General features: G+C 70.9%; 20 protein-coding genes, 1 tRNA gene and 1 riboswitch. Of the genes, 4 read left to right on the top strand and 17 right to left on the bottom strand.

Translation table 11 applies throughout. The features are described from left to right. Window positions 1–46 precede the first annotated feature (46 nt). Complete coding sequence (locus ACI2L3_RS10020) at window positions 47–934, top strand: hypothetical protein (protein ID WP_404751822.1); 888 nt, start codon at window positions 47–49, stop codon at window positions 932–934. A gap of 52 nt (window positions 935–986) precedes the next feature. On the opposite strand, the gene ACI2L3_RS10015 is transcribed toward ACI2L3_RS10020, so the two are convergent. Beyond that, the gene (locus tag ACI2L3_RS10015; RefSeq protein WP_404751821.1) at window positions 987–1,298 is read right to left on the bottom strand and encodes a hypothetical protein; all 312 of its coding nucleotides are present in this window, start codon (window positions 1,296–1,298) and stop codon (window positions 987–989) included. A gap of 102 nt (window positions 1,299–1,400) precedes the next feature. Here ACI2L3_RS10015 and ACI2L3_RS10010 point away from each other — a divergent pair, with 102 nt between their 5' ends. Then, window positions 1,401–1,631 carry a DUF4287 domain-containing protein gene (locus ACI2L3_RS10010; RefSeq protein ID WP_125513198.1) on the top strand — a complete coding sequence of 77 codons (231 nt, stop codon included), beginning with the start codon at window positions 1,401–1,403 and terminating at the stop codon, window positions 1,629–1,631. Between the two features lie 85 nt (window positions 1,632–1,716). Here ACI2L3_RS10010 and ACI2L3_RS10005 read toward each other — a convergent pair whose 3' ends face one another. Both ACI2L3_RS10005 and ACI2L3_RS10000 read right to left on the bottom strand, forming a co-directional pair. Beyond that, complete coding sequence (locus ACI2L3_RS10005; protein ID WP_404751820.1) at window positions 1,717–2,649, bottom strand: Bax inhibitor-1/YccA family protein; 933 nt, start codon at window positions 2,647–2,649, stop codon at window positions 1,717–1,719. A gap of 215 nt (window positions 2,650–2,864) precedes the next feature. After that, window positions 2,865–2,947 (bottom strand) — tRNA-Leu (locus ACI2L3_RS10000). A 394-nt stretch (window positions 2,948–3,341) separates the two neighbouring features. Here ACI2L3_RS10000 and ACI2L3_RS09995 point away from each other — a divergent pair. Then, the gene (locus ACI2L3_RS09995) at window positions 3,342–4,112 is read left to right on the top strand and encodes an ABC transporter ATP-binding protein (protein WP_362998497.1); all 771 of its coding nucleotides are present in this window, start codon (window positions 3,342–3,344) and stop codon (window positions 4,110–4,112) included. A gap of 111 nt (window positions 4,113–4,223) precedes the next feature. Then, complete coding sequence (locus ACI2L3_RS09990; RefSeq protein WP_404751819.1) at window positions 4,224–6,746, top strand: ABC transporter permease; 2,523 nt, start codon at window positions 4,224–4,226, stop codon at window positions 6,744–6,746. Window positions 6,747–6,808: 62 nt separating this feature from the next. On the opposite strand, the gene ACI2L3_RS09985 is transcribed toward ACI2L3_RS09990, so the two are convergent. The 14 genes from ACI2L3_RS09985 to ACI2L3_RS09920 form a co-directional block, all read right to left on the bottom strand. Next, window positions 6,809–8,107 (bottom strand): class I SAM-dependent methyltransferase, encoded by a 1,299-nt coding sequence (locus ACI2L3_RS09985; protein WP_404751818.1) that lies wholly within the window; start codon window positions 8,105–8,107, stop codon window positions 6,809–6,811. A 246-nt stretch (window positions 8,108–8,353) separates the two neighbouring features. Beyond that, window positions 8,354–9,757, bottom strand: a complete 1,404-nt coding sequence (locus ACI2L3_RS09980) for an NAD(P)/FAD-dependent oxidoreductase (RefSeq protein ID WP_404751817.1) — start codon at window positions 9,755–9,757, stop codon at window positions 8,354–8,356. A 366-nt stretch (window positions 9,758–10,123) separates the two neighbouring features. Further along, window positions 10,124–11,065: an exopolyphosphatase gene (locus ACI2L3_RS09975; RefSeq protein ID WP_404751816.1), complete on the bottom strand. Its 942-nt coding sequence runs from the start codon at window positions 11,063–11,065 to the stop codon at window positions 10,124–10,126. Then, complete coding sequence (locus tag ACI2L3_RS09970) at window positions 11,062–11,601, bottom strand: DUF501 domain-containing protein (protein ID WP_404751815.1); 540 nt, start codon at window positions 11,599–11,601, stop codon at window positions 11,062–11,064. Before ACI2L3_RS09970 ends, ACI2L3_RS09975 begins: the two co-directional genes overlap by 4 nt. A 22-nt stretch (window positions 11,602–11,623) precedes the next feature. Beyond that, complete coding sequence (locus ACI2L3_RS09965) at window positions 11,624–12,103, bottom strand: septum formation initiator family protein (RefSeq protein WP_404751814.1); 480 nt, start codon at window positions 12,101–12,103, stop codon at window positions 11,624–11,626. A 115-nt stretch (window positions 12,104–12,218) separates the two neighbouring features. Then, window positions 12,219–13,505 (bottom strand): phosphopyruvate hydratase, encoded by a 1,287-nt coding sequence (gene eno, locus ACI2L3_RS09960; RefSeq protein WP_404751813.1) that lies wholly within the window; start codon window positions 13,503–13,505, stop codon window positions 12,219–12,221. A gap of 321 nt (window positions 13,506–13,826) precedes the next feature. After that, on the bottom strand, window positions 13,827–14,549 hold the full coding sequence (locus tag ACI2L3_RS09955; protein WP_404751812.1) for a transglycosylase family protein: 723 nt from the start codon (window positions 14,547–14,549) through the stop codon (window positions 13,827–13,829). Window positions 14,550–14,553: 4 nt separating this feature from the next. Next, a riboswitch (cyclic di-AMP (ydaO/yuaA leader) is annotated at window positions 14,554–14,701 on the bottom strand. Window positions 14,702–14,896: 195 nt separating this feature from the next. Continuing rightward, a complete protein-coding gene (locus ACI2L3_RS09950) occupies window positions 14,897–15,976 on the bottom strand; it encodes a transglycosylase family protein (protein WP_404751811.1) in 1,080 nt (359 codons plus the stop codon). 119 nt (window positions 15,977–16,095) lie between these two features. Then, entirely contained in the window at window positions 16,096–17,439 is a 1,344-nt protein-coding gene (locus ACI2L3_RS09945; protein ID WP_404751810.1) for a cytochrome P450, read from the bottom strand. Then, the gene (locus ACI2L3_RS09940; RefSeq protein WP_404751809.1) at window positions 17,436–19,361 is read right to left on the bottom strand and encodes a sel1 repeat family protein; all 1,926 of its coding nucleotides are present in this window, start codon (window positions 19,359–19,361) and stop codon (window positions 17,436–17,438) included. The genes ACI2L3_RS09945 and ACI2L3_RS09940 overlap by 4 nt, the downstream gene beginning before the upstream one ends. A gap of 43 nt (window positions 19,362–19,404) precedes the next feature. Beyond that, the gene (locus ACI2L3_RS09935) at window positions 19,405–20,415 is read right to left on the bottom strand and encodes a nucleoside triphosphate pyrophosphohydrolase (protein ID WP_404751808.1); all 1,011 of its coding nucleotides are present in this window, start codon (window positions 20,413–20,415) and stop codon (window positions 19,405–19,407) included. An 82-nt stretch (window positions 20,416–20,497) separates the two neighbouring features. Then, window positions 20,498–21,172: a SurA N-terminal domain-containing protein gene (locus ACI2L3_RS09930; RefSeq protein WP_404751807.1), complete on the bottom strand. Its 675-nt coding sequence runs from the start codon at window positions 21,170–21,172 to the stop codon at window positions 20,498–20,500. Between the two features lie 309 nt (window positions 21,173–21,481). Continuing rightward, entirely contained in the window at window positions 21,482–23,008 is a 1,527-nt protein-coding gene (locus tag ACI2L3_RS09925) for a protein kinase (RefSeq protein WP_404751936.1), read from the bottom strand. Further along, the gene (locus tag ACI2L3_RS09920) at window positions 23,005–23,580 is read right to left on the bottom strand and encodes a hypothetical protein (RefSeq protein WP_404751806.1); all 576 of its coding nucleotides are present in this window, start codon (window positions 23,578–23,580) and stop codon (window positions 23,005–23,007) included. The genes ACI2L3_RS09925 and ACI2L3_RS09920 overlap by 4 nt, the downstream gene beginning before the upstream one ends. Window positions 23,581–23,639 lie beyond the last annotated feature (59 nt).

Raw genomic sequence — 23,639 nt, 5'->3', positions numbered from 1 at the left:
GCTGATGTAGGAAGTCGGGGGTCGACTTGAAACCGGGAGTACGTCAGTGAGCGCCTTGCCTCTTGCCCTGCTGCTCTCCACGGCCGCTGCCACGGCCGTGGGCGTCGCCGCCCTGCACACCGTGCATGGCCTGCGCAAGCAGCTCGCCGAGATCACATCCCTGCACCACGAGCTGCGCGACGAGCTGGCCGAGAGCCGCGCCGCGAGCGGTCCGCACCCCATGGTGCCGGGCGCCCGCACCGCGGTGGACGCCGACGAGATACGCGCGGCGGTGACCGAGGCCCTCGCCGAGGAGCGGGAGCGCGAGCTCGCCGAGGCGCGGGCCTTCTGGGCCGCCCAGGAAGCCCGTGAGGGCTCCGACGGGCCGTCGCTCCTCAGCGGTCTCTCCGGCATCCCGGACAGCATCGCCGACGAGCTGTTCCTGCCGCGACAGGCCGACTTCGCGGGCATCGAGGCCGACAGCCTGGAGCCGGTGACGGAGCCCTTCGCCGACCCTGCGGGCACCGACGAGTTCGCCGGTGACTCGCCCGAGCTGGCCGCCGCCCGCCGCCGCCACCCCTCGCACCCGGACTTCGTGCCGGTGCAGACGCCCGTGTCGCCGGCGCACGAGGACCACGGCGACCACGGCGACCACGGCGACCACGAGCGCACGGTGGAGTGCCTAGAGGAGCTGGCCGCCGCCCGCACCGCACTCGCCGACGTACGCCCCGGCCCGCTCGGCACCCTGGACGTGTACGTCTTCGCGGACGGTACGACGCTGTGCATGACCCCGGGCCACCGCGAGACGGCGGAGCTCCTCGCCACGGCCCTGCGGGAGGGCCGGACCCCGTTCCTGCTGGGCGGCTCCGGCATCTCGGGCGCGTACGCCCTCACCTTCGAGTGCGGCACCGAGACCGTCTACATCCTGGCAGACCGCGTCATCGCGTCGGTCTGAATTTCCGGCTGAGCCGGTGGCTGAACCTCCGGCTGAGCCACCGGAGCGGGTCCTAGACCCCGGCCCGCTTCTGCGCCTCCTCCACGAGGCGCAGCACGCGCTCCAGCTCCTCGGCGTCCGTCAGGACGAGCGCCAGGTCGCGGCCCGCCACGGTGATCTGGTCGGCGGCGGCGAACATCCCCGCGTCCGGCATCTCCCGCGGTGGCGTGTCCGGCTCCTCGATGCGCTGCGCGAGCACCGCCAACTCCCGGGCCAGGGCGAGCGCTTCGGTCGCCGCTCCACGCTGGAGCCGGCTCTGCGGCGCGGCCCGCAGGCGGTCGGCGAAATGGTCCACTGCGGCCGTCAAAGGCGTCGTATCGAGCACCCCGCGACCCTATGTGCCTTTCCGGGACTGTTGCCAACGCCCCGGCGCTCAGGCACGGTGTCGTGAAGGACGGAACACATCGCGACGCGTCCGGAGGCGCCGATGTCACAAGTCTTCTCCGAGGAGACCCACCGCAATCTGCTCGCCCGAATCCCCCAATGCACCGGTCGTGAAGTCTCCGACTGGCTCCGCGCCGTGGACGAAGGCCCCTCTCTCTTCCGCTTCGAAGAGAAGGTCAGCTGGCTCCGCGCCGAACACAACCTCGCGTACGGCCACGCGAAGGCGATCATCCACGAGTACGACCTCAGGCGGGCCGCCCGAAAATTCCTCTGACCCCCCACCCACACGGCGAAGGGCCCGCGGACCGTCTCCGGTCCGCGGGCCCTTACGTGCCTACTGCTGCGTACTACTGTCTGCGTCAGTCGTTGCCCGAGAAGATGGCGATCAGGCGCAGGAACTCCATGTAGATCCAGACGAGCGTCATCGTCAGACCGAACGCGGCGAGCCAGGCCTCTTCCTTCGGGGCGCCGTAGGCGATGCCGTCCTCGACCTGCTTGAAGTCGAGGGCCAGGAAGCAGGCGCCGAGCAGGATGCCGACGATGCCGAACGCGATGCCGAGGCCACCGCTGCGGAAGCCGAGGCCGTCACCGCCGCCGAAGACCATGAACAGCAGGTTCACGGCGGTCAGCAGCAGGAAGCCGAGCGCCGCGGCCATCACGAAGCCGTAGAAGCGCCGGTTGACGCGGATCCAGCCGGCCTTGTACGCCACGAGGACGCCGATGAAGACGGCCATCGTGCCGAGCACGGCCTGCATGGCCGCGCCGCTCGCGATGCGGTTGTCGACGACGCTGGAGACGACGCCGAGGAAGACGCCTTCCAGGGCGGCGTACGTCAGGATCAGCGCGGGGGACGCCTTGCGCTTGAAGGCCTGGACGAGGCCGAGCACCATCGCGATGAGGCCGGCGCCGATCGCGATGCCGTACGACTTGCTGATGTTCGCGTCGTCCACCGGCAGCAGCGCCCAGGCGAGCGCGGCCGTGACCACGAGCGTGCCGAGCGTGGTCGCGGTGCGCATGACGACGTCGTCCATCGTCATGCGTCCCGCGGTGGTCACGGGCGCCTGGGGCGCTCCGTGCTGCAGGTCCTGCTGGGCGTACGGATTGGTGGCGTAGGGGTTGCCCGCCGGGGCCTGCTGGCCGCCTGCGTACGGATTGCCCTGCGCGTACGGGTTGCCCTGCTGGGTCTGGGTCGCGGCTGCGGGTCCCCCGGCCTGCGGCTGCGCGCCGAAGCCGGCGAAGCCGTTGTCGCGGCTGAACCCCCGTCGCGAGAAGACCGGGTTACTGCTCCTCATTTCACTCCTCCATGGCCACCGTGTGTGGCTTTGCCTCAAGAGTAATGCGTAGGCAAAGGGATGGGCCTAGTGCTTGGGGAGGATCTTTCCCTCTCTGTGAGGGAGAACGCTCGGTACCGTGCGTACTGTTCCCGGATCGGTACCGTTCCGCCGCTCGGGTGGCCCCGCAGGCCGGGAGGGACGATGCCGGCGGCACCGTCGCGCAGCAGCGGATGTGCCCGGAGCCGGACTCGAACCGGCACGCCCCCGAGGGGCAGCGAGGTTTAAGCTCGCCGTGTCTGCATTCCACCATCCGGGCAGGCCATGGGCTCCGCGTCGAGGCTTCGACCCTATCGGGAGGCATCCCCCGAACAGCGGAAGGACAGCCCGATGTTGTCTTATTTTATTGACGTCTGAGGGTGCATCAGTCGCTGTCACGGTTCGTTGGTACATGCCGGAGGCCTGTACCGGGGCCCGGCCGGGCTCGTGGGCCTCTGTGCGGAATGACGGAATTTAGCCGTACCGACGTTCCAGGTCCCGCTTTTTCCTCCTTTCCGCATCAGGGACGCCCGTCATCCCCAGGTATGACAGGACGCCCTCAAGTCCGACTCGAGAGGGCCTCCGGAACCGGATCAGCGGCTGACTACATGGCGCTGATCGGCCAGGACGATGGAGTACGTCCCCACTCGTCGTCCCGACAGGAGCACCACCCCGTGACCACCACCCCTTTCGCCACTCGCGCCACCGCCGTGGCCGCGCGCGCCACGGAACTCTCCAAGGTGTACGGACAGGGTGAGACCCAGGTGGTCGCCCTGGACCGGGTCTCCGTCGACTTCGGGCAGGGCGAGTTCACCGCGATCATGGGCCCCTCGGGCTCCGGCAAGTCGACGCTGATGCACTGCGTCGCCGGTCTGGACAGCTTCAGCTCCGGCTCCGTGCGGATAGGCGACACCGAGCTGTCCACGCTCAAGGACAAGCAGCTCACGAAGCTCCGCCGGGACAAGATCGGCTTCATCTTCCAGGCGTTCAACCTGCTGCCGACCCTGACGGCCCTGGAGAACATCACGCTGCCGATGGACATCGCGGGCCGCAAGCCGAACCGCGAGTGGGTCGAGCAGGTCATCGAGATGGTCGGCCTCTCCGGGCGCCTCAAGCACCGGCCCACCGAGCTCTCGGGCGGCCAGCAGCAGCGCGTGGCCGTGGCCCGCGCGCTCGCCTCCCAGCCGGAGATCATCTTCGGTGACGAGCCGACCGGAAACCTCGACTCGCGCTCCGGCGCGGAGGTCCTCGGCTTCCTGCGCAACTCGGTGCGCGACCTCGGGCAGACCGTCGTGATGGTCACCCACGACCCGGTCGCCGCGTCGTACGCGGACCGTGTGATCTTCCTCGCGGACGGGCGCGTCGTCGACGAGATGCACCGGCCGACCGCGGACGGGGTGCTCGACCGCATGAAGCACTTCGACGCGAAGGGCCGGACCAGCTAGGCGCCGGTCGCCCCCTCCTCGACTGCGGGTCGGCCGTGGCTGGTCGCGCAGTTCCCCGCGCCCCTGAAGGGGCGCTCCGCCGCCCCTCCCTTTTCACCTGGACTCCCACCCATGTTCCGTACCGCCCTGCGCAACGTGCTCACGCACAAGGCCAGGCTGTTGATGACCGTGCTCGCCGTCATGCTCGGCGTCGCCTTCGTCTCCGGCACGCTGGTCTTCACCGACACCTTCGGCAACGCCTACAAGAACAAGTCGGCGAAGAGCTTCGACCACGTCTCCGTCGCCATCACGTCCGACAGCACCTCCTCCGGTGACGACAGCCACGGCCCCAAGCAGAAGCCCGAGCTCACCGACTCCCTCCTGAAGAAGGCCGACGGGCTGCCCGGCGCCGGTTCCGTGCTCGGCTCCGTCTCCGGCTTCACCGCGCTCGCCGACAAGGACGGCAAGCTGGTGGGCGGCGAGTGGGGCACCACCGGCGCCAACTACTTCCCGGGCAAGGACGGCAAGGACCCGCGCTACGACTTCACCGAGGGCGCCGCCCCGAAGTCCGCCGGTGACATCGCCCTCGACTCCCGCACCGCAGGGCGTACCGGCTACAAGGTGGGCGACTCCGTCCGCTACTCCACCGACGGACCGGTGCGCACCGCGAAGGTCAGCGGCATCTTCGACACCGACGAGGGCAGCGTCGTCGCGGGCGGCAGCCTGGTGGTCTTCGACAACAAGACCGCGCTCAAGGAGCTCAACAAGAACCAGTACGACGAGATCGACGTGAAGGCGGCCGCCGGCACCTCCGAGGCGGCTCTGGAGAAGTCGGTCGAGAAGATCCTGCCCAAGGACTCCTCGACGATGACGGGCGGTGAGCTCAAGGCCCAGCAGGACGACATGATCGAGGAGCAGACCAGCTCGATGAGCCAGATCCTGCTCATCTTCGCGGGCATCGCGCTCTTCGTCGGCATCTTCATCATCGCCAACACCTTCACCATGCTGGTCGCCCAGCGCACCAAGGAGCTCGCGCTCATGCGGGCCGTCGGCGCCTCGCGCCGCCAGGTGACGCGCTCCGTGCTGATCGAGGCGTTCCTCGTCGGCATGATCGCCGCCGTGAGCGGTTTCGCGCTCGGCATCGGCGTGGCCGTGGGCCTGGAGTCCCTGATGAACTCCGCCGGTGCCTCGCTGCCCGACGGACCGCTCGTCATCGCCCCGACCACGATCGTCGTGGCGCTGCTCATCGGCGTGGTCGTGACCATGCTGGCCGCGTGGCTGCCGGGCCGCCGCGCCGCGCGCATCCCGCCGGTCGCCGCGATGAACAGCGTCCACGCGACGCCGACCGTGCGGGGCCTGGTGGTCCGCAACACCATCGGTTCCCTCATCGTCGCGCTCGGCGCGGTGATGCTCTTCATGAAGGACAACTACGTGAAGTCGGGCGGCGCGGGCGTCATGCTCGTCGGCGTCATCGTCCTCACGCCGCTGCTGTCCCGTCCGTTCATCGCCGCGTCGGCGCCGCTCCTGAAGCCGTTCGGCGTCACCGGCAAGCTGTCGCGCCTCAACTCGGTCCGCAACCCGCGCCGCACGGCCTCCACCGCCGCGGCCCTGATGATCGGTCTGACCCTCATCACGGCGATGACCGTGGTCGCCACCTCGATGAGCACCGCCATCAACAAGATGGCCGCCGGCGCCATGAAGGCCGACTACAGCGTCTCCATGGCGAACTTCCAGCCGCTGACCCCCGAGGTCCGCGAGAAGCTGGACAAGCTCCCGGACGTCGAGGCGACCACCCCGCTGCGCAGCACCTACGGCGAGGCCGACGGCGGCTACGTCTCCATCTCCGGCGTCGACCCGAAGACCTTCGGCAAGCTGGTCGGCCTGGACTTCACCAGCGGCTCGGTGGAGGGCCTGAAGTCCGGCGGCGCGCTCGTCGACACGGACACCGCCAAGGAGAAGGGCCTCAAGGCGGGCGACACCTTCCCGCTGAAGTTCGACGACGACGGCAAGAAGGTCGAGCTGAAGGTCGCGGGCGTCTATGAGGGCAACGAGATGCTCAACGGCCTCTTCGCGCCGACCTCCGTCGTCGACCCGCACCTGACCAAGGTCGTCGACAAGCAGGTCCTCGTGAAGATGAAGGGCGGCACCTCCGACAAGGCCGAGGACACCATCGTCGACGCCCTCGGCGACAACCCGGCCATCACCATCCAGGACAAGGACGCGATCAGCAACCAGGTGGCCGGCGCCATCAACATGATGCTGAACATGCTCTACGGCCTGCTGGCCATGGCCGTCCTGATCGCGGTGCTCGGCGTCATCAACACCCTCGCGATGTCGGTGTTCGAGCGGAAGCACGAGATCGGCATGTTGCGGGCGATCGGCCTCGACCGCGCGAAGGTCAAGCAGATGGTGCGCCTGGAGGCGGTCATCATCTCCCTGTTCGGCGCGGTGCTCGGCATCGGCCTCGGCCTCTTCATGGGCTGGGTCGCGGGCGGCACCATCTCGAACAGCGTCTCCACGTACTCCATGGAGATCCCGCTCGGCCGGATCGTGATCTTCCTCGGGATCGCGGCCCTGGTCGGTGTCCTCGCGGCGATGTGGCCGGCCCGCAGCGCGGCGAAGCTGAACCCGCTGATGGCCATCAAGAGCGAGTAGCTGCGCAGGCTGGAGCGGTACACGAGTCGGGCCCGGACGTCGATGCGTCCGGGCCCGACGCGTCAGCCGCGCCAGTCCCTTGTCCGCAGGCTCAGACCCGACGCCCCGGTCTCCGGGGTCTTCACCACCAGGACCTGGTTGACGCCGATGCGGTTGTGTTCGAAGGCCAGCGCGGAGGCGGCCATGTAGAGGCGCCAGATGCGGGCGCGGCCGGGTGAGGTGAGCCGCTGTCCCTCCGCCCAGGCCGCTTCCAGGTTCGCGACCCAGCGGCGCAGGGTGAGGGCGTAGTGCTCGCGGATGGACTCCAGGTCGCGTACCTCGAAGCCGGCCTTCTCCAGGAGGGCGACCGTGGTGCCCACGGGCGCCAGTTCGCCGTCGGGGAAGACGTACGCGTCGATGAACTCGTCCACGGAGTACGCCGATTCGTCGGCCTGCGGGCGCCGCGCGATCTGGTGGTTGAGCAGCCGCCCGCCGGGCTCGAGGAGGGCGTACAGGTCGCGGGCGTACTCCAAGTAGCGTTCGCTGCCGACGTGTTCGGCCATGCCGATGGAGCTGATGGCGTCGTACGGCCCGTCGCGCACGTCGCGGTAGTCCTGGACACGGATCTCGATCCGGTCGGTGAGGCCCTCCTCGGCCACCCGCTTCCTGGCGTAGGCGGCCTGCTCCTGGGAGAGGGTGACGCCGACGACGCTCACGCCGTGCTCGCGCGCCGCGTGGATGGCCATGGAGCCCCAGCCGCAGCCGACGTCGAGCAGCCGCATGCCGGGCTTCAGGCCGAGCTTGCGGGAGACGAGTTCCAGCTTGTCGCGCTGGGCGTCCTCCAGGGTGCCGTCGGGCGACTCCCAGTACGCGCACGAGTAGACCATCGACGGGCCGAGCACCAGCTCGTAGAAGTCGTTGCCGACGTCGTAGTGGTGGCTGATGGCGCGGCGGTCGCTGCCCTTGGTGTGCAGGTGGAGGCGGCCGTGTCTGCGCATCTCCTCCGGTGGCGGGGCGGGCGGCAGGAAGGGGGCGGAGAGGGCGAGCAGGGAGCGGACCGCGGTGCGGAACTCCGGGTCGCGCAGTGCCTGCCGCAGGCTCCTGGCGTCGTCGTCGCGCTCCCAGATGAACCCGGCCATCGCGTCGAGGGCCTGGTAGAGGTCCCCTTCGACGTCCAGGTCACCGGCGACCCAGGCACGGGCGAGGCCCAGCTCGCCCGGCTTCCACAGGAGGTGGCGCAGGGCGCGGCGGTTGCGTACGACGAGGGCGGGAGCGCTCGGCGGGCCCGACTCCGAGCCGTCCCAGGCGCGGATTCGTACCGGCAGCGGGGCTCCCACGAGCTGCTCGGCGAGGTTCTTCAGCCGCTGTGCGGCGTCCTGCATGGCGCACACCTCCGTGGATGGGGCATCCCTTTGTTGTGACAATGAGGGAAAATCCCGGAACGGTCCAACACCACGTCAACACCGAAGGGCCTTGGACGCAGTCCCGTTGCCGCGTCACGGTACGGCAAAATAGATGCCCCCGGCATCTATATTTCGCGGCTACGTCACAGCGCGCGGGTACGCCGAAGGGGCCGCCCGCACCACGGATGGCAGGCGGCCCCTTCGGGGTGGATCAGTGACGCGAGGTCAGGAGGCCTTGGCCTTCTCCTCGGTCTTCGCCGCGGGAGCCGGCTCGGCGGCGACCGCGGGCTTCGGGGCGGGCTTGGCCGCCTCGTAGAACTCCTCGCGCGGCGTCTCCATGGCGCCGAGCGAGACGACCTCGCGCTTGAGGAACATGCCGAGGGTCCAGTCCGCGAGGACGCGGATCTTGCGGTTGAACGTCGGCATCGCCATGCCGTGGTACCCGCGGTGCATGTACCAGGCGAGACGGCCCTTGAGCTTGATCTTCATCTTGCCCATGACGATCATCGCGACGCCCTTGTGCAGGCCGAGACCGGCGACCGCACCCTTGTTGGCGTGGCTGTACTCCTTCTGCGGGAAGCCCCGCATGCCGGAGATCACGTTGTCGCCGAGGACCTTCGCCTGGCGCAGCGCGTGCTGGGCGTTCGGCGGGCACCAGGCGTTCTCGTTGCCGGCCTTGCGGCCCACGACGTCCGGCACCTGGGCGTTGTCGCCCGCGGCCCAGATGTAGTCCGTGCCCTGCACCTGGAGCGTCGTCTGGGTGTCGACGTGGCCGCGCGGGCCGAGCGGCAGACCGAAGCGGGACAGCGCCGGGTTCGGCTTGACGCCCGCGGTCCACACGATGGTGTTCGAGTCGACCTCGAGGCCGTTGTTGAGCACCACGTGGCCGTCCACGCAGGAGTCCATGCCGGTCTTCAGGTAGACCTCGACACCGCGGCCCTCGAGGTGCTCCTTGCCGTACTGGCCGAGCTTCGGACCGACCTCGGGGAGGATCTTGTCCGCGACGTCGACGAGCACGAAGCGCATGTCCTCGCGCTTGACGTTGTTGTAGTACTTGGCCGCGTCGCGGGCCATGTCCTCGACCTCGCCGACGGTCTCCGCACCCGCGAAGCCGCCACCGACGAAGACGAAGGTCAGCGCCTTGCGGCGGACCTCCTCGTCGGTCGTGGAGTCAGCCTTGTCCAGCTGCTCCAGGACGTGGTTGCGCAGGCCGATGGCCTCCTCGATGCCCTTCATGCCGATGCCCTGCTCGGCGAGGCCGGGGATCGGGAAGGTGCGGGAGACCGCGCCCATCGCGATGACGAGGTAGTCGAAGGGCAGCTCGTACGCCTCGCCCACGAGGGGGGCGATCGTCGCTACCTTCCGGTCCTGGTCGATGGTGGTGACCCGGCCGGTGAGGACCTCGGCCCTCGGCAGCACGCGTCGCAGCGGTACGACGACATGCCGGGGCGAGATGTTGCCGGCGGCGGCTTCGGGGAGGAAGGGCTGGTAGGTCATGTACGACCGGGGGTCGACGACCGTGACGGTCGCCTCTCCGAAGCGCATCTTCTTGAGAATGCGCCGAGCTGCGTACAGGCCTACGTACCCACCGCCTACTACGAGGATCCTGGGACGCTCCGTGGTGCTCATGCCATCGAGTATCCACCCGTCCGGCGGGGGTCGCTCGTGCGCCCCTTCACAAGCATGGAGAGCCCCTCTGCTACACTTCGCCGCCCACGTGACCGAGGTCATGGTGGCGAGAGGGAACCACGGCACCACCCGAGTCGTTGTTCACCCCTTGTGAGCTGCGGTCCAGGGCCCCGCACCGAGCGCCCCGGCGCCCCGCGTCACACCGCGGCCACACGGGCGAAGCGTCCCCGTCACACGCTCAGGACCCCGGACAAGCCCCTTTCGGGGGCTCCGCACCCTCGAACCTCGCCCATCAGGGCCCTTTTCCTTGTGAAGAACTTCACGAACTTTCCCGACGGAGCGTCGCTCGAGGACCGCTCGAGCCCCTCAGGCGAGGGACCACGCAATGCCGTCGAGGATGTCGTGCTCGCTCACGACGACCTCGCGGGCCGACACCCTGTCCATGATCGCGAGCAGGACGAGGGCGCCCGCGGCGATGACGTCGACGCGGCCCGGGTGCATGACCGGGATCGCCGCGCGCTCGTCGTGCGTGGCGTGCGTGAGGCGCTCCACGATGGTGCTGACCTGCTCGTACGAGATCCGGGAGTGGTGGATCGCCGCCGAGTCGTACGTGTCGAGGCCGAGGGCGATCGCGGCGACCGTGGTGACCGAGCCCGCGAGGCCGACCAGCGTGCGGGCCTCCTTGAGCGGGACCGTGCGTTCGGCGAGGTCCAGGGCCGCCTCGATGTCGGCGCGGATCGCGTCCAGCTGCTCCGGCGCGGGCGGGTCGGTGACGGCTCCGTCCCGTACGAGATGACGCTCGGTCATGCGGACGCAGCCGACGTCGACGGAGCGGGCGGCCCGCACGTGGTCCGTGCCGACGACGAACTCCGTGGAGCCGCCGCCGATGTCCACGACCAGGTAGGGCTTGGCGAGGTCCGCGCGGCCCGTCAGTTCCTTCGTCGCGCCCGTGAAGGAGAACTCGGCCTCCTGGTCCCCCGAGATGACCTCCGGCTCGACGCCCAGGATGTCCAGGACGCCCCGCACGAACTCGTCGCGGTTCTCCGCGTCGCGGGACGCCGAGGTGGCGACGAAGCGGATCCGCTCGGCGCCGTGCTCCTTGATGACGGCGGCGTACTCGCGGCAGGCCGCGAAGGTGCGCTCCAGCGCCTCCGGGGCGAGGCGCCCCGTCCTGTCGACGCCCTGGCCGAGCCGGACGATCGTCATCCGCCGGTCCAGGTCGACCAGTTCGCCCGTGGCCGGGTCGGCGTCCGCGACCAGGAGGCGGATCGAGTTCGTGCCGCAGTCGATGGCGGCCACCCTGGTCATGCGGTCTCCTCCCCAGCGGGCCCGCACGGCGTGACGCAGGGGCCCTTCGCCCACCACTCCGGGAGCATCTCGATGGCCTCGTCGCCCAGCGGGTTCACGCCGGGGCCCGCGGCCAGCGAGTGGCCGACCAGGACGTGCAGGCACTTCACGCGGTCCGGCATGCCGCCCGCGCTCGGGAAGCCCTCCAGGACCTCGATGGCGTCGCGGCGCGCGATGTAGTCCTCGTGCGCGGCGCGGTACTGCTTCGCCAGCTCCTCGTCCGTCGTGAGCCGCTCCGACATCTCCTTCATGACGCCGTTGGCCTCCAACGTGCCGATCGCGGAGGCGGCCCGCGGGCACGTCAGGTAGTACGTCGTCGGGAAGGGCGTCCCGTCCGGGAGGCGCGGCGCCGTCTCGACGACATCCGGCTGTCCGCAGGGGCAGCGGTGCGCGATGGCGCGCAGGCCGCGCGGCGGGCGGCCGAGCTGCTGCTTGAATGCCTCGACGTCGGCGTCGGTGGGCTCGGTGCGCGGGGTGCTCGGCGGGGGCGTTTCCATGCCTGTCTTTCGTGTCAGTGGGTCAGTCTTCGGGACGGTCGGCCTGGTCGACGCCGTCCCAGACGTTCGAGTACCAGGGGCGCGTGGCCGCCCCCTGGTCCGTGCGGCGGCTCTTGGCCGCCGCCGGGTCGATCACCGTGAACCCGGTCTCGCCCGGCATCACATAGTGCAGGCGGTCCCGGATGCGCTGCTCCGCGTACGCGTCGTCCTGCCAGCGGGCCTTCTCGTCGCGCAGCTTCTCGACGTCCGCGCGGTGCTCGGCCTGCTGCCGGCGCAGGTCGTCGATCTCGGCGCGCTGCGAGACGTACTGCCGCATCGGGTACGCGAGCGCGACGACGAGCGAGCAGAGCACGAGCGCGAGGAGGGCGGCGCGGCCGGTGAGCCGGGAGCGGCGGGCCTGGCGCTTGGTCTGGGAGCGGTAGACCCGCTCGGCGGTCTGCTCGCCGAGCAGCCGCAGGCGGGTCGCGGTGGAGAACCGGTCCTTGGTCCCGGCCTTGGCCATGGTTCCGCCTCCCCAGAGCAGCGTAAACGTGCGTACGTCCCCGCACACGGTACGGGACCGGGTGCGGGGACGTAGGTAACCACGTGGCCACGAGGACGGGGCCTCGCGGCGCCGACTACTCCGCGGAGCGGAAGCGCGGGAAGGCGCTGCGGCCCGCGTAGACGGCCGCGTCGTCGAGGATCTCCTCGATGCGCAGGAGCTGGTTGTACTTGGCGACGCGCTCGGAGCGGGCCGGGGCGCCGGTCTTGATCTGGCCGCAGTTGGTGGCGACGGCGAGGTCGGCGATGGTGACGTCCTCGGTCTCGCCGGAGCGGTGCGACATCATGCACTTGAAGCCGTTGCGCTGGGCCATCTCGACGGCGTCCAGGGTCTCGGTCAGCGAACCGATCTGGTTGACCTTGACGAGCAGGGCGTTGGCCGAGTTCTCCTCGATGCCGCGGGCCAGGCGCTCCGGGTTGGTGACGAACAGGTCGTCGCCGACGAGCTGCACCTTGTCGCCGAGCTTCTCGGTGATGGCGTTCCAGCCGGCCCAGTCGTCCTCGAACAGCGGGTCCTCGATGGAGACGAGCGGGTACGAGGCGACGAGCTCCTCGTAGTACTCGGTCATCTCGGCGGCCGAGCGGGACTTGCCCTCGAACTCGTAGCTGCCGTCCTTGTAGAACTCGGACGCGGCGACGTCGAGGGCGAGCGCGATCTGCTCGCCGGGGACGTAGCCGGCCTCCTTGATGGCCTCGAGGATGAGGTCCAGGGCGGCGCGGTTGGAGTCGAGGTTCGGGGCGAAGCCGCCCTCGTCGCCGAGGCCGGTGGCCAGGCCCTTGCTCTTCAGGACCTTCTTCAGCGTGTGGTAGACCTCGGTGCCCCAGCGCAGGGCCTCGGAGAAGGACTCCGCGCCGATCGGGGCGATCATGAACTCCTGGATGTCGACGTTCGAGTCGGCGTGCGACCCGCCGTTCAGGATGTTCATCATCGGGACGGGCAGCAGGTGCGCGTTGGGGCCGCCGAGGTAGCGGAACAGCGGCAGGTCGCTGGCCTCGGAGGCGGCGTGCGCGACGGCGAGCGAGACGCCGAGGATGGCGTTGGCGCCGAGCGAGCCCTTGTTGTCGGTGGCGTCCAGGTCGAACATGGCCTGGTCGATCAGGCGCTGCTCGGTGGCGTCGTAGCCGACGAGCTCCGGGCCGATCTGCTCGATGACGGCGAGGACGGCCTTCTCGACACCCTTGCCCTGGTAACGGTTGGGGTCACCGTCACGGAGTTCGATGGCCTCGAAAGCACCGGTGGAGGCACCGGACGGAACGGCGGCACGACCGGTGCTGCCGTCGTCGAGGCCGACCTCGACCTCGACCGTGGGGTTGCCTCGGGAGTCCAGGATTTCCCGGGCTACGACGACGTCGATGGACGGCACGAGCATCTCCTTCTGGGAGTGTGACGCGTAAACACGATTACGCCGGGCCGCTTCGGCCCTGCGTCTCCTGAGCCTAACCGGCCCGGAGGCTTCGGCCAGCCGACCGCCCGTCCCCTGGGACGACACAAGGCCCAAATGGCGTGGAATCCGGGCGTAAGACCACGTTCTCTACTCGCTAGTAGCGAACATGGGGACAGTCACCGGGGGCGGACATGGCCCCGCCCCGGTGCGTACGGGGGATACACGCACCGGGGCGGGGAGCCCGTGGGGACGGGGTGGGACGGCCGTGCGTCCGCCGAGGCACGGCCGCGACCGGGTCCGTCAGCTGAGGTGCAGCTGCTGGCCGGGGTAGATGAAGTCGGCGTTGTCGATGATGTCGCCGTTGAGCTTGTAGACCTTCTGCCAGCCGCCCTTGACGTCGTGCGACTCGGCGATCTTCGACAGGGTGTCGCCCGTCTTGACCTTGTACTCGCCGTCGCCCTTCTTGACCGTCTTGCCGGTCGGGGTCTCGACGGTCTTCTTGGACTCGGTCTGCGGCGCGGGCTGCGGCTTGGGAGCGGCCTGCTTCGGCGCCTGCTGCTGCGGAGCGGCCTGCTGCTGCGTCTGCTGCGGCTGCGGCTTGCTCTGCTGCTGCGGGGCCTGCTGCTGCGAGCCGCCGCCGCTGCTGGGCGAGGCGCCCGAGAGGCCGACGCCGCAGGACGGCCAGGCGCCCTTGCCCTGGCCCGCGAGGACCTTCTCGGCGATCTCGATCTGCTGGGCCTTGGAGGCCTTGTCGGCGGTCGGCGCGTACTTCGTACCGCCGTACGCGGCCCAGGTGGAGGCGGAGAACTGCACGCCACCGTAGTAACCGTTGCCGGTGTTGATGGACCAGTTGCCACCGGACTCGCACTGGGCGACGGCGTCCCACTCGGACGTGGTGGCTGCGGAGGCCGAGCCGGCCGCCATCAGCGGGGCGGCGACGGCCGCGCCGGTCACGCCGACGAGCGTGGCGACACGGGTGGCCTTGGACGGGCGACGGTGCTTGCCCTTGCCGGAAAGCAGCATGAGTTGATCCCCTACACCGACGCCTGCGAGGTGAGCTGTCGGGTTCGGGCCGATGTGGTTGCCCGGCCGCACTTCTCGAGTGCGACTTCACCCCTAGCCGTTTCCGGCACTTACCTTGGGTCCCCCGCTCCTGCCCACGGCGCTCTTGAGCGACGACTGTTCCCGTCCGGCCGTTGGCAGGATTCGGCGTACCGACCGGCGGGGCTCACCAGTGGCGAGCGGTCACGACCGTAGCCACGCTCCCCACGGAATTTCAAAGACGATCAGGGCTTCTGAGACCCATCTCTCACTCGCGCCAATCCGGACAACAGGTGTCAAGTCCCCCGCAGACGCATCGTCAATTTCCGTTACTTTTCGCCCAGATCGAGGCTCTGACCGGGGAGAATGAGGTCCGGGTCGGCTCCGACGGTCTTCTTGTTCTCGCTGTAGAGCTCGTGCCATCCGCCGTCGACGCCCAAGTCGTCCGCGATGACCGAGAGGTTGTCGCCGGAGCGGACCGTGTACGTCCCGTCGGCGAGCTTCTCGGTGCGGTCGCCGCCGCGCGAGGCGTGCCGTCCGGGACGGTCGCCGGCGCTGTCGCTCTCGTCCGCGCGGTCGCCCCGGTGGCGGCCGGCGGAGGAGCCGTCGGAGTCCGCGGCGTCGTCGGCCGGTTCGGTCGACTTCTCGGGCGTGGGCGAAGTGGAGTCCTTGTCACCGGACTTGCGGGACTCGCCCTTGCCGTCGGCGTTCTCGGCGTTCTCGGCGTTCTCGGCGTTTTCGGCGTCGCCCTTGCCGCTGTCCTTGCCGCTCTCGCCGCCCTTGTCGTCCTTTTCGCCGGACTCGTCGTGATTCTTGTCTCGCGAATCGTCACCGGAGGGCTTGCGCGGGCCCTCTGACGGGTCGCCGGAGTCACCGGCCGCCTTGTCCGCCCCCTCGGGCTTCTTGGCGTCCTTGGCGTCCTTGTCGTCCTCGGAACCCTTGGGATCGGCCGAGTCCTTCGTGTCGGTCGTGTCGGGCGACTCGGAGGGCGTCGGCGCGATGGGACCGCCCGGGTCGACGTCGGCCGCGGCACCGTCCTTGGAGAGACCGGCGATCGGGGCGCAGCTCGGCCAGGCGGCGGTGCCCTGGTCGTCGAGGATCTTCTCGGCGACGGCGATCTGCTGGGAGCGGCTGGCCTGGTCGGCGCTGGTCGCGTAGTCGAGGCCGCCGTACGCCTCCCACGTCTCCTGGGAGAGCTGGAGCCCTCCGTAGTAGCCGTTGCCGGGGTTGGCGCTCCACGCGCCGCCGCTCTCGCACTCGGCGAGCTTCTCCCACGTGGTGGTCTCGGCGGCGCTCGCGCTGGTGGCGCCGAGCAGCGGGATGGCGATGGCTGATCCGGTGACTCCTGCCGCGACGATGAGGGCCGGGGCCTGGCGGGGGCGTCGGTGACGACCATTGCCGGAGAGCATGCGGGTGCCTTTCAGGAGACTGCAGCGACGACTTGGGCGCCTGGGGCGCTCAAGTCGTCGTGAACGTAGCCGCAGTCGAACGCTTGTCACAAGTCGATGCAGCGGAGATCACGTGAACATCACAGTCCTGATGGGCCGTCAGCAGGGTGTACGGCCGGACCCGTTTTCTGTGCGGTTGTGAACTCCGCCGTGAACTCCACGGGCAGTGTCCGCAGTCCTCGCATGATCAGCCCACCACGCCACCGCAAATCGGCGGGGTCCGCCGCCAGTTGCAGGTCGGGAAGGCGCCGCAGCAGGGTCGCGAGGGCGGTGCGGCCCTCCAGGCGGGCGAGCGGGGCGCCGAGACAGTAGTGGATTCCGTGCCCGTAGCCGAGGTGCTGGTTGTCCCGGCGGGAGAGATCGAGGGTGTCGGGTTCGTCGAACCGGGCGGGGTCGCGGTCGGCGGCGGCGAGCACGACGAGGACGGGGTCGCCCGCCGCGATGTCCTGTCCGCCGATGCTGAGCGGCTCGGTCGCGAACCGCCAGGTGGCGAGCTCCACGGGCCCGTCGTAGCGCAGCAGCTCCTCGATGCCGGTCTCCAGGAGACCGGTGTCGCCCTCGTCCAGGGCCCGCTGCAGCCGCTCGCGCTGCTCGGGGTGGGTGAGCAGGGCGTACACCCCGTTCCCGATGAGGTTGACGGTGGTCTCGAACCCGGCGAACAGGAGGATGAAGGCCATCGCGGCGGCCTCGTTCTCGGTGAGGTGCTCGCCGTGGTCGGAGGCCTTGATGAGACCGGAGATGAGGTCGTCGCCCGGTTCGAGGCGCTTGCGGTGGATCAGCTCGGCGAGGTAGCCGCGCATCTTCTTCACCGACCGCGCGACACCGCCGCGCGGGCCGCCCCCGTGCCGGATCATCATGCCCGCCCAGTCGCGGAAGTCGTCCTGGTCCTCGCGGGGGACGCCGAGGAGGTCGCAGATGGCGTAGATGGGGAGGGGGAAGGCGAACTCGTGGATGAGGTCGGCGGTGCCCTGCTCGGCGAACCGGTCGATGAGCCGGTCCGTCAGCTCCTGCACGCGCGGCGCGAACTCGGCCACGCGGCGGGGCGTGAACGCCTTCGCGACGAGCCGGCGCAGCCGGGTGTGGTCCGGCGGGTCGATGTTGAGCAGATGCGTCATCAGCTCGGCCTTGCGCTCGCCCGGGATACCGGTCTTGCCCTTGGCGTGGGCGGGCTCGGCGTGGTGGGCCGGATTCTTGCTGAGCCGCTGGTCGGCGAGGGCCTGCCGGGCGTCCGCGTACCGGGTGACCAGCCAGGCCTCCACCCCACTGGGCAGCCGCTGCCTGCTCACGGGCTCGTTGTCGCGCAGCCAGGCGTACGCGGGGTAGGGGTCGGTGGCGAACTCCCAGGTGAAGAGCTCGGGCCCCTGGGCCTCCGGCGGGGTCTCCCGGGCGCTCCCGGTGGCGGACGGGTCGGTCTTTTCGGTCACTCCTTGACGGTATCCGGCCGTGCGGCCGGGGCGGAGCGCAGGTGGGCGAGGGTGGCGGCGGCCTGCTCGTCGCCCTTACCGGCCGCCTGCGCGAACCAGTACTGGGCGCGGGTGAGGTGCAGGCGGGCGGCCGCATGTGCCGTCGAGGCGGTGCCGTCGGCCCCGGCCGTCTCCAGATGCCGGACGGCTTCCGCGTACTCACCGAGCGCCGACAGCTCCATGCCGACGGACATCGCCGAGTCGGGCTCGCGCTCCACCACCCGGCGGTACCAGTACTTGGCGTCCGCCAGGTCACCGGCGGCACCGGCGAACTCCGCGAGCACCCGCATCACGTCGACGTCACCCGCCTCCCCCTGCGGCCGCAGGGCGGCCCTTGCCGCCGCGAGCAGCGGGCCGTGCGCCGCCGGGCTGTGCTTCCACACGCTCCGGACCATGGCCCACCAGCCGTAGCGGTCGACCACCGGGAAGTCCGGCGCGCGCATGGCTTCCGCGACCAGCGGGCCGCATGCCTTCCAGGTGTCCTCGCGCTCCCCCGGTACGAGCAGTCCGGCCACCCCCGACCGGGGCGCGCACGCCCACGCCAACGCGTCCTCGTACGTCTCCCCCTTCACCTCCTCCCGCTCCTCGTACTCGTCCGCCACGCCCTTCAGCGCCTCCAGCGGCAGCGCTCCGGCTGTCGAGTTCCGGGCCAGGTCGATCGTCGCGCGCACCAACAGGTGGCCGAGCAGCCGGGTTCCCGAGCGCCGCGCCCTGCGCCACTCCTCCCACAGGTCCGGGCCGAGGGCCAGGAACTCCGTGACGCCCAGGTCCCCGCGCCACCGGAGGGCGTCGGCGAAGCGCGGGTCGTCGACCGTCGCGAGCCGCGCCAGCTCCGCCTCGCTCCACTCGGTGGGGACCTCGACGGTCTGGGCGACGCTCAGGACGCGGGCGGCCGGATGATTTCCGAAGCGGTGCCGGTCGTACGCCTCGTCCCGCATCGTCGCCAGGACCAGGACGCGGTCATGGATGAGCCGGGAGAGGACGCCGGGCGTGCCGGGCTCCGCGAGGTGGCCGTCGAGGTCGTCCAGCCACACCACGTGGGTGCGTGTGGCCTCCCGGCCCCGGAGCTGCTCCGGGAGGTCGCTCAGGTTCGCTCCGGCGCCCGCGACGAAGACCCGCGTGTCGTCGGGCACGCTCGCCCGCAGGGCCGCCCACGCCGTCGAGGTCTTTCCGGACAGGGGGCCGCCCGTGACGATGACGAGGCCGCCGTAGTGCGCGGCCTGCCTCAGGAGGACGGACAGCTCGTCGTCGCAGTCCCTGATGGCGTAGGGCGGCAGGGCCGTCGCACCGGGGAACCGGCGGGTGGGGCGCACGCCGAGGCCGAGGCGGCGGAGCCCGTCGATGCGGGGCCAGCCGTCGGCGGCGGCGTGCTGGGGCGCGGGCGGCGCGTTGACGGTGACCGAGCCGATGGAGTCCGCCTGTACGACGGCGGCCTGGGTGCCGCCGGTGACGGAGTTCCGCGCGGCGGGGCCGGCCTGCGCCTCGGCCTCCTTCACGCCCTCGGGCTGGGCGGCGGTGTACCAGGGTGTGAAGTCGGTGGCGAAGTCCCCGGTGGCGTCGGCAGTGTCGACCGCAGCGCCGGGAGCGAAGCCGGCCACGATCTGACGGAGGCGTTCCGTCAGGGGCGGGCCACCGGCTCTGAGGTGGTGGCTCAGCGCAGCAGTCCAGAGCTGCCGCAGTTGGGCCGAGGCGGCAGACCTCCTGCGCGCCCGAAGCCTGTCGAGGGTGAGGTCGAGCTCGGCCCGGCTCTCTCTGTCAGACGAATCCCGGAAGAACTCCGTGAACCCATGCCGAACCGACCGCCATCGAGCCTCGTCCGCCCACATCGCCCCCACGAGGAGATCGGCCGCCTCGGCGGCCAGCTCCTCCAACTCCGTTGCCACGCAAGCCCCCACGCCCATCGAACCGCCTGGAGGGGCAACGGTACTAAGCGCCGACCCCTTCGGCCGCCCGCACCGCGTCCCGATAGGCCCGCGCGGCCACGCGCAGAGCCGCCTCCGGGTCGACGCCCGCCGCCTCGGCGCGCAGGGCCAGCGCGAGGAGTTCGTAGCCGACGCCCTCCCCGGTGGGCACCGCCACCTCGAGGCCTGCCGTCCGCACCCGGGACGCCAGCTTCGCGGCGAGCGCGAGGCCGGGCTGGCCGAGGGGGATGCCCTCGGTCACCGATGTGCGCCGCTTCTCCTCCGCCTTCGTGCGGAGCCAGTGCGCCTTCACGTCCTCCGGCGTGTCCGCCGAGTCGTCACCGAAGACGTGCGGGTGGCGGTGGATGAGCTTGTCGACGATGCCGCCCGCGACGTCGTCGATGGAGAACGGGGCGTCGCCCGGATCGCCGGAGGCCTCCTCGGCGATCCGCGCGTGGAAGACGACCTGGAGCAGGACGTCGCCGAGCTCCTCGCGCAGCTCCTCCCTGTCGCCCTCCTCGATCGCCTCGACGAGCTCGTACGCCTCCTCGATCGCGTACTTCGCGAGGCCCTTGTGCGTCTGCTGCGAGGACCACGGGCACTCCTCGCGGATCCGGTCCATGACCTGGACCAGGTCGAGCAGGCGCGCGCCCGGCAGGTCGTACGAGGCGGGCAGGAGCTCCAGGTCCGGCATGGCGACGCGGCCGGAGCCCGCGAGCCGGGCCAGGCCGTCCGTGAGTGCCGGGTCGCCCTCGGCGGTGGCGACGACGAGCACCGTGCGGCCGCCCGCGCAGGCGTCGACCAGTTCCTCCGCGGTGGGCACGGCCTGCTCGACGCGCACGCCGGCCTCGCGCAGATACGGCAGCTGCGGGTGGCCGGCGTCGGCGCACAGCACCTCGTCGGCGCCGTGCAGCGCCTGCCAGGCGGGCCAGGACAGGAGGCCGGGCGCGACCCGGTGGCTGGTGGTCAGCAGGATGACGCGGCCGGCGGGCGCGTCGGCGGGGTCGGCCGGGGGCGGGGTCTCGGTCTCGTTCACCCGTCGAACGTAACCCAGCCCGGTCCGGCCCACGGCCAGTCCCCCGCCGTCCCCTCCTGTACCGCTACTGCCGCTACTGCCCCTACGCCGGTTGTTCCTCCGGCGACGCGCCCGCGTCGGTGACCTCGCGCACCCACGGCGTCTTCGCGTCCGCGCGCTTGTTCTTCTCGACGTCCCATGCGCCGTAGCGCGGGTTCAGGTCGATGTCGAGCTTCTTGGAGGCGGCCGTCAGGGCCTTCCAGAAGACGGCCTGGCCCTCGGGCGACTGCATGTCCGCGTTCAGCTTCTTCGCGAGCTTCTGCGCCTCGATCTCCGTGCGCAGGCTGTCGTCGAGGCGGGACGGGGCGACGCCGTACTGCTGCAGCCAGGACTGCTCCAGGGCCTTCCTGCCGCCCTCCTGCTGCTCCATGGCGGCCCGCATGGTCTGGATGTCGCGGCGTGTGACGCTCACTCCGGCGTCGGTGGCCGCGCGGTGCAGGACCTTGTCCAGGACCATCGTGTGCAGGGTGCTGCGGGTGAGGCCGCCGGACTTGGCGATGGCCTGCGAGTACTGCGCGTCGTCGGGGATGGCGGCCCGCTGCGCCTCGCGCACCTCGTTCACCCGTCCCTCCAGCTGGGCGACCGTGATGCGGTCGCCGCCGACGACGGCCGCGGCGCCTGGGTGCGCGTCGCTGCCGCAGGCGGTGAGGAGGGGCGCCGCGGCGAGCGCGGCGGCGGAGAGGATGAGCGCGGTGCGGCGGCTGTTGCGGCGGTGCAAGGTGGGGCCTCCCTGCTACGAGTTTGTGCGTCGGTGCACAAAGTCCGGCAGTGATCGATGGTAGGCAGTGGCCGTCTTCTCGGCCAGCCATTCGACCAACGATTCGGCGGGAGTTCGGGCACCCGGCACCACTCCACCGCCCGTCGCTAGGGCGTGTCTTTCGGATCAGCCCGGGCCCGCGACGCCTGGCACGGCGCCTCGCGGCGTTGTCGCATCACCCACGGACACCCAGTCCGCGGGCGATGCTCCGCCTTGCGATGCACCGCACCAGACGCCGCGGGCTGACCGGACCGATCCAAAAGACACGCCCTAGCCGCGCACCTGTCCGAGCCACTGCAGCGTGCGCCGGATCTCCGCCGGGAACGGGTGGCCGGGTCCGTGCAGCAGCTCCGCGTCGTGCAACAGCCGGACCAGCGTGTCGTGGGCGGCGTGCCGGTCGCCGAGGGCGAGGAGCAGCTGGCCGATGCGGCGGCGGATCTCCAGGGACTGGTGGCGGTCCTCCGTCGCGTACTGGTTCTCGTAATAGGGGAGCAGCGCGCGGTACTCGGCGAGGGCCGCGGCCGGTTCGCCGAGCTGCTCCAGGCACTGAGCGGCCTCGTAGCGGAACTGGAGGGAGTGCGGGTCGGCCTGGCCGGACTCGGCGGCGCGCTCGTCGGCGAGGCGCCGCAGCTCGGGCAGGGCGCGGCGGTACTGGCCGTCGTCCATGAGCGTGGCGGCGTACTGCTTGCGCAGGGTGCGGACGACGGGTGAGTGCTCGCCGTGCTTGGCGGCGGCGGCCGGGAGGATCGCGCCGAGGATGTCGACGGCCTGGGTGATGCGGCCCTCGCCGAGGAGCCGCTTGACGTCCTCGACGGCTTGGGCGACGTCTTGCTGGGGCGGGGCGCCGGGCGGCTGCGAGGGCATGTCGGGGGTGGCGGCGGGCGTCGCGACGCGGTCCGGCCAGGGGGCGTGCGGGCGCAGGAAGGGGCGGGTGGGGTCGAGGGGCCGGCCGGAGGGGGTGCCGCGGCCGGGCAGCAGCGGTGCCAGCTCCGCGTAGACCTCCTGGGCGCTGCCGTGCCGGTGCTGGGGGTCCTTGGCGAGCAGCCGCAGGACGAGGGCTTCCAGGGCCTCCGGCACCTCGGGGCGGAGCCGGCGGACCGGCAGCGGCGGTTCGTAGAGGTGGCGGTGGAGGACGCCGAGCGCGGTGGAGCCGGAGAACGGCACATCGCCGCTGAGGAGTTCGTGCAGCAGCACGCCGAGCGCGTAGAGGTCGGTGTACGGGCCGACCGCGCCGCCCATGGCCTGTTCGGGGGCCATGTAGGCGGGGCTGCCGATGGGTGATCCGGTGTGGGTGAGGCGGGTGGTGTCGGTGTCCATGACCGAGGCGATGCCGAGGTCGAGGATGGAGACGGTGCCGTCCTGTTTCACCATGACGTTCCGCGGCTTGAGGTCGCGGTGGACGATCGGCACGGCGTGCACCGCGGAGAGCACGGCGCACAGCTGGGCGGCGACGGCGACGGCCCACTGCCAGGGGTAGGGGTCGTGCTCGGCGAGGTGGTCGCCGAGGTCCGCGCCGTCGACGTACTGCATGACGAGGTAGAGGTCCTCGCCCTCGCTGCCCGCGTCGTGGACGGTGACGAGGCCGGGGTGGTCGACCTGCGCGGTGACGCGGCACTCGCGCACGAAGCGGCGGCGCAGCTCCTCCGCCTCGGCGCCGGCGACCCGGTCGGGCCGCAGCAGCTTGACGGCGACGCGCCGGTCGAGGCGCTGGTCGTACGCCGTCCAGACCTGGCCCATGCCGCCCTGGCCGATGAGCGTGGAGAGTTCGTACCGCCCCGCGACGACCCGCACGGTCAGCTGCCGCCTTCCTGCTTGCGCAGGTAGTCACTCAGCTCGTCGAGCTCGGCCCTGACCTGGTGGATGCGGGCGGGGGCGGGACGCGCGGGCGGCGGGGTCTGCTGATACGGCGCCGGGGCGGCGGCCTGCGGATATCCGTAGGAGGCCTGCGGCTGGGGCAGGGGCTGCGGTTGGGGCATGGGCTGCGGCTGGGGCTGCGGCGGTACGTAGCCGGTGAACTGCGGCTGCCGGTACGGGCTGAAGTGCCGGATGTCCGCGAACAGGTAGTAGGCGACGGCGGCGACCATCGTGGAGAGCATGACGATCATGCCGGCGCTGCCGGGGCCCTGGAACTTCTCCTCGCCCGGGTCGACTCCGATGAGCACGAGGGCGAGGATGTCGAGCGCCGTCACGAGTCCGAGGACGACCCAGTCGTACGACTTGCGGGTCACGAGGGCGAGCCGGAGCATCGCGGCCCACGAGAGCAGGCCGCACGTCAGTACCGCGAGCACCACGAACAGCACGCGCAGCGTCACATGCGTCCCCCTGGAGGGCAGCTGCGGTTGCTGCGGCGCGTAGCCCTGGCCGTGCATGGCTGCTCCTGGTGCCTGATGAACGAACGAGTGAGGGTTCGAGCGTATAGGCCTACCGG

It is taken from the genome of Streptomyces sp. NPDC029674, from assembly GCF_044903205.1.
Classification (GTDB): Bacteria; Actinomycetota; Actinomycetes; order Streptomycetales; family Streptomycetaceae; genus Streptomyces.
The sequence above is the reverse complement of the archived record's forward strand: the minus strand, read 5'-3'. Positions and strand labels throughout refer to the sequence as shown.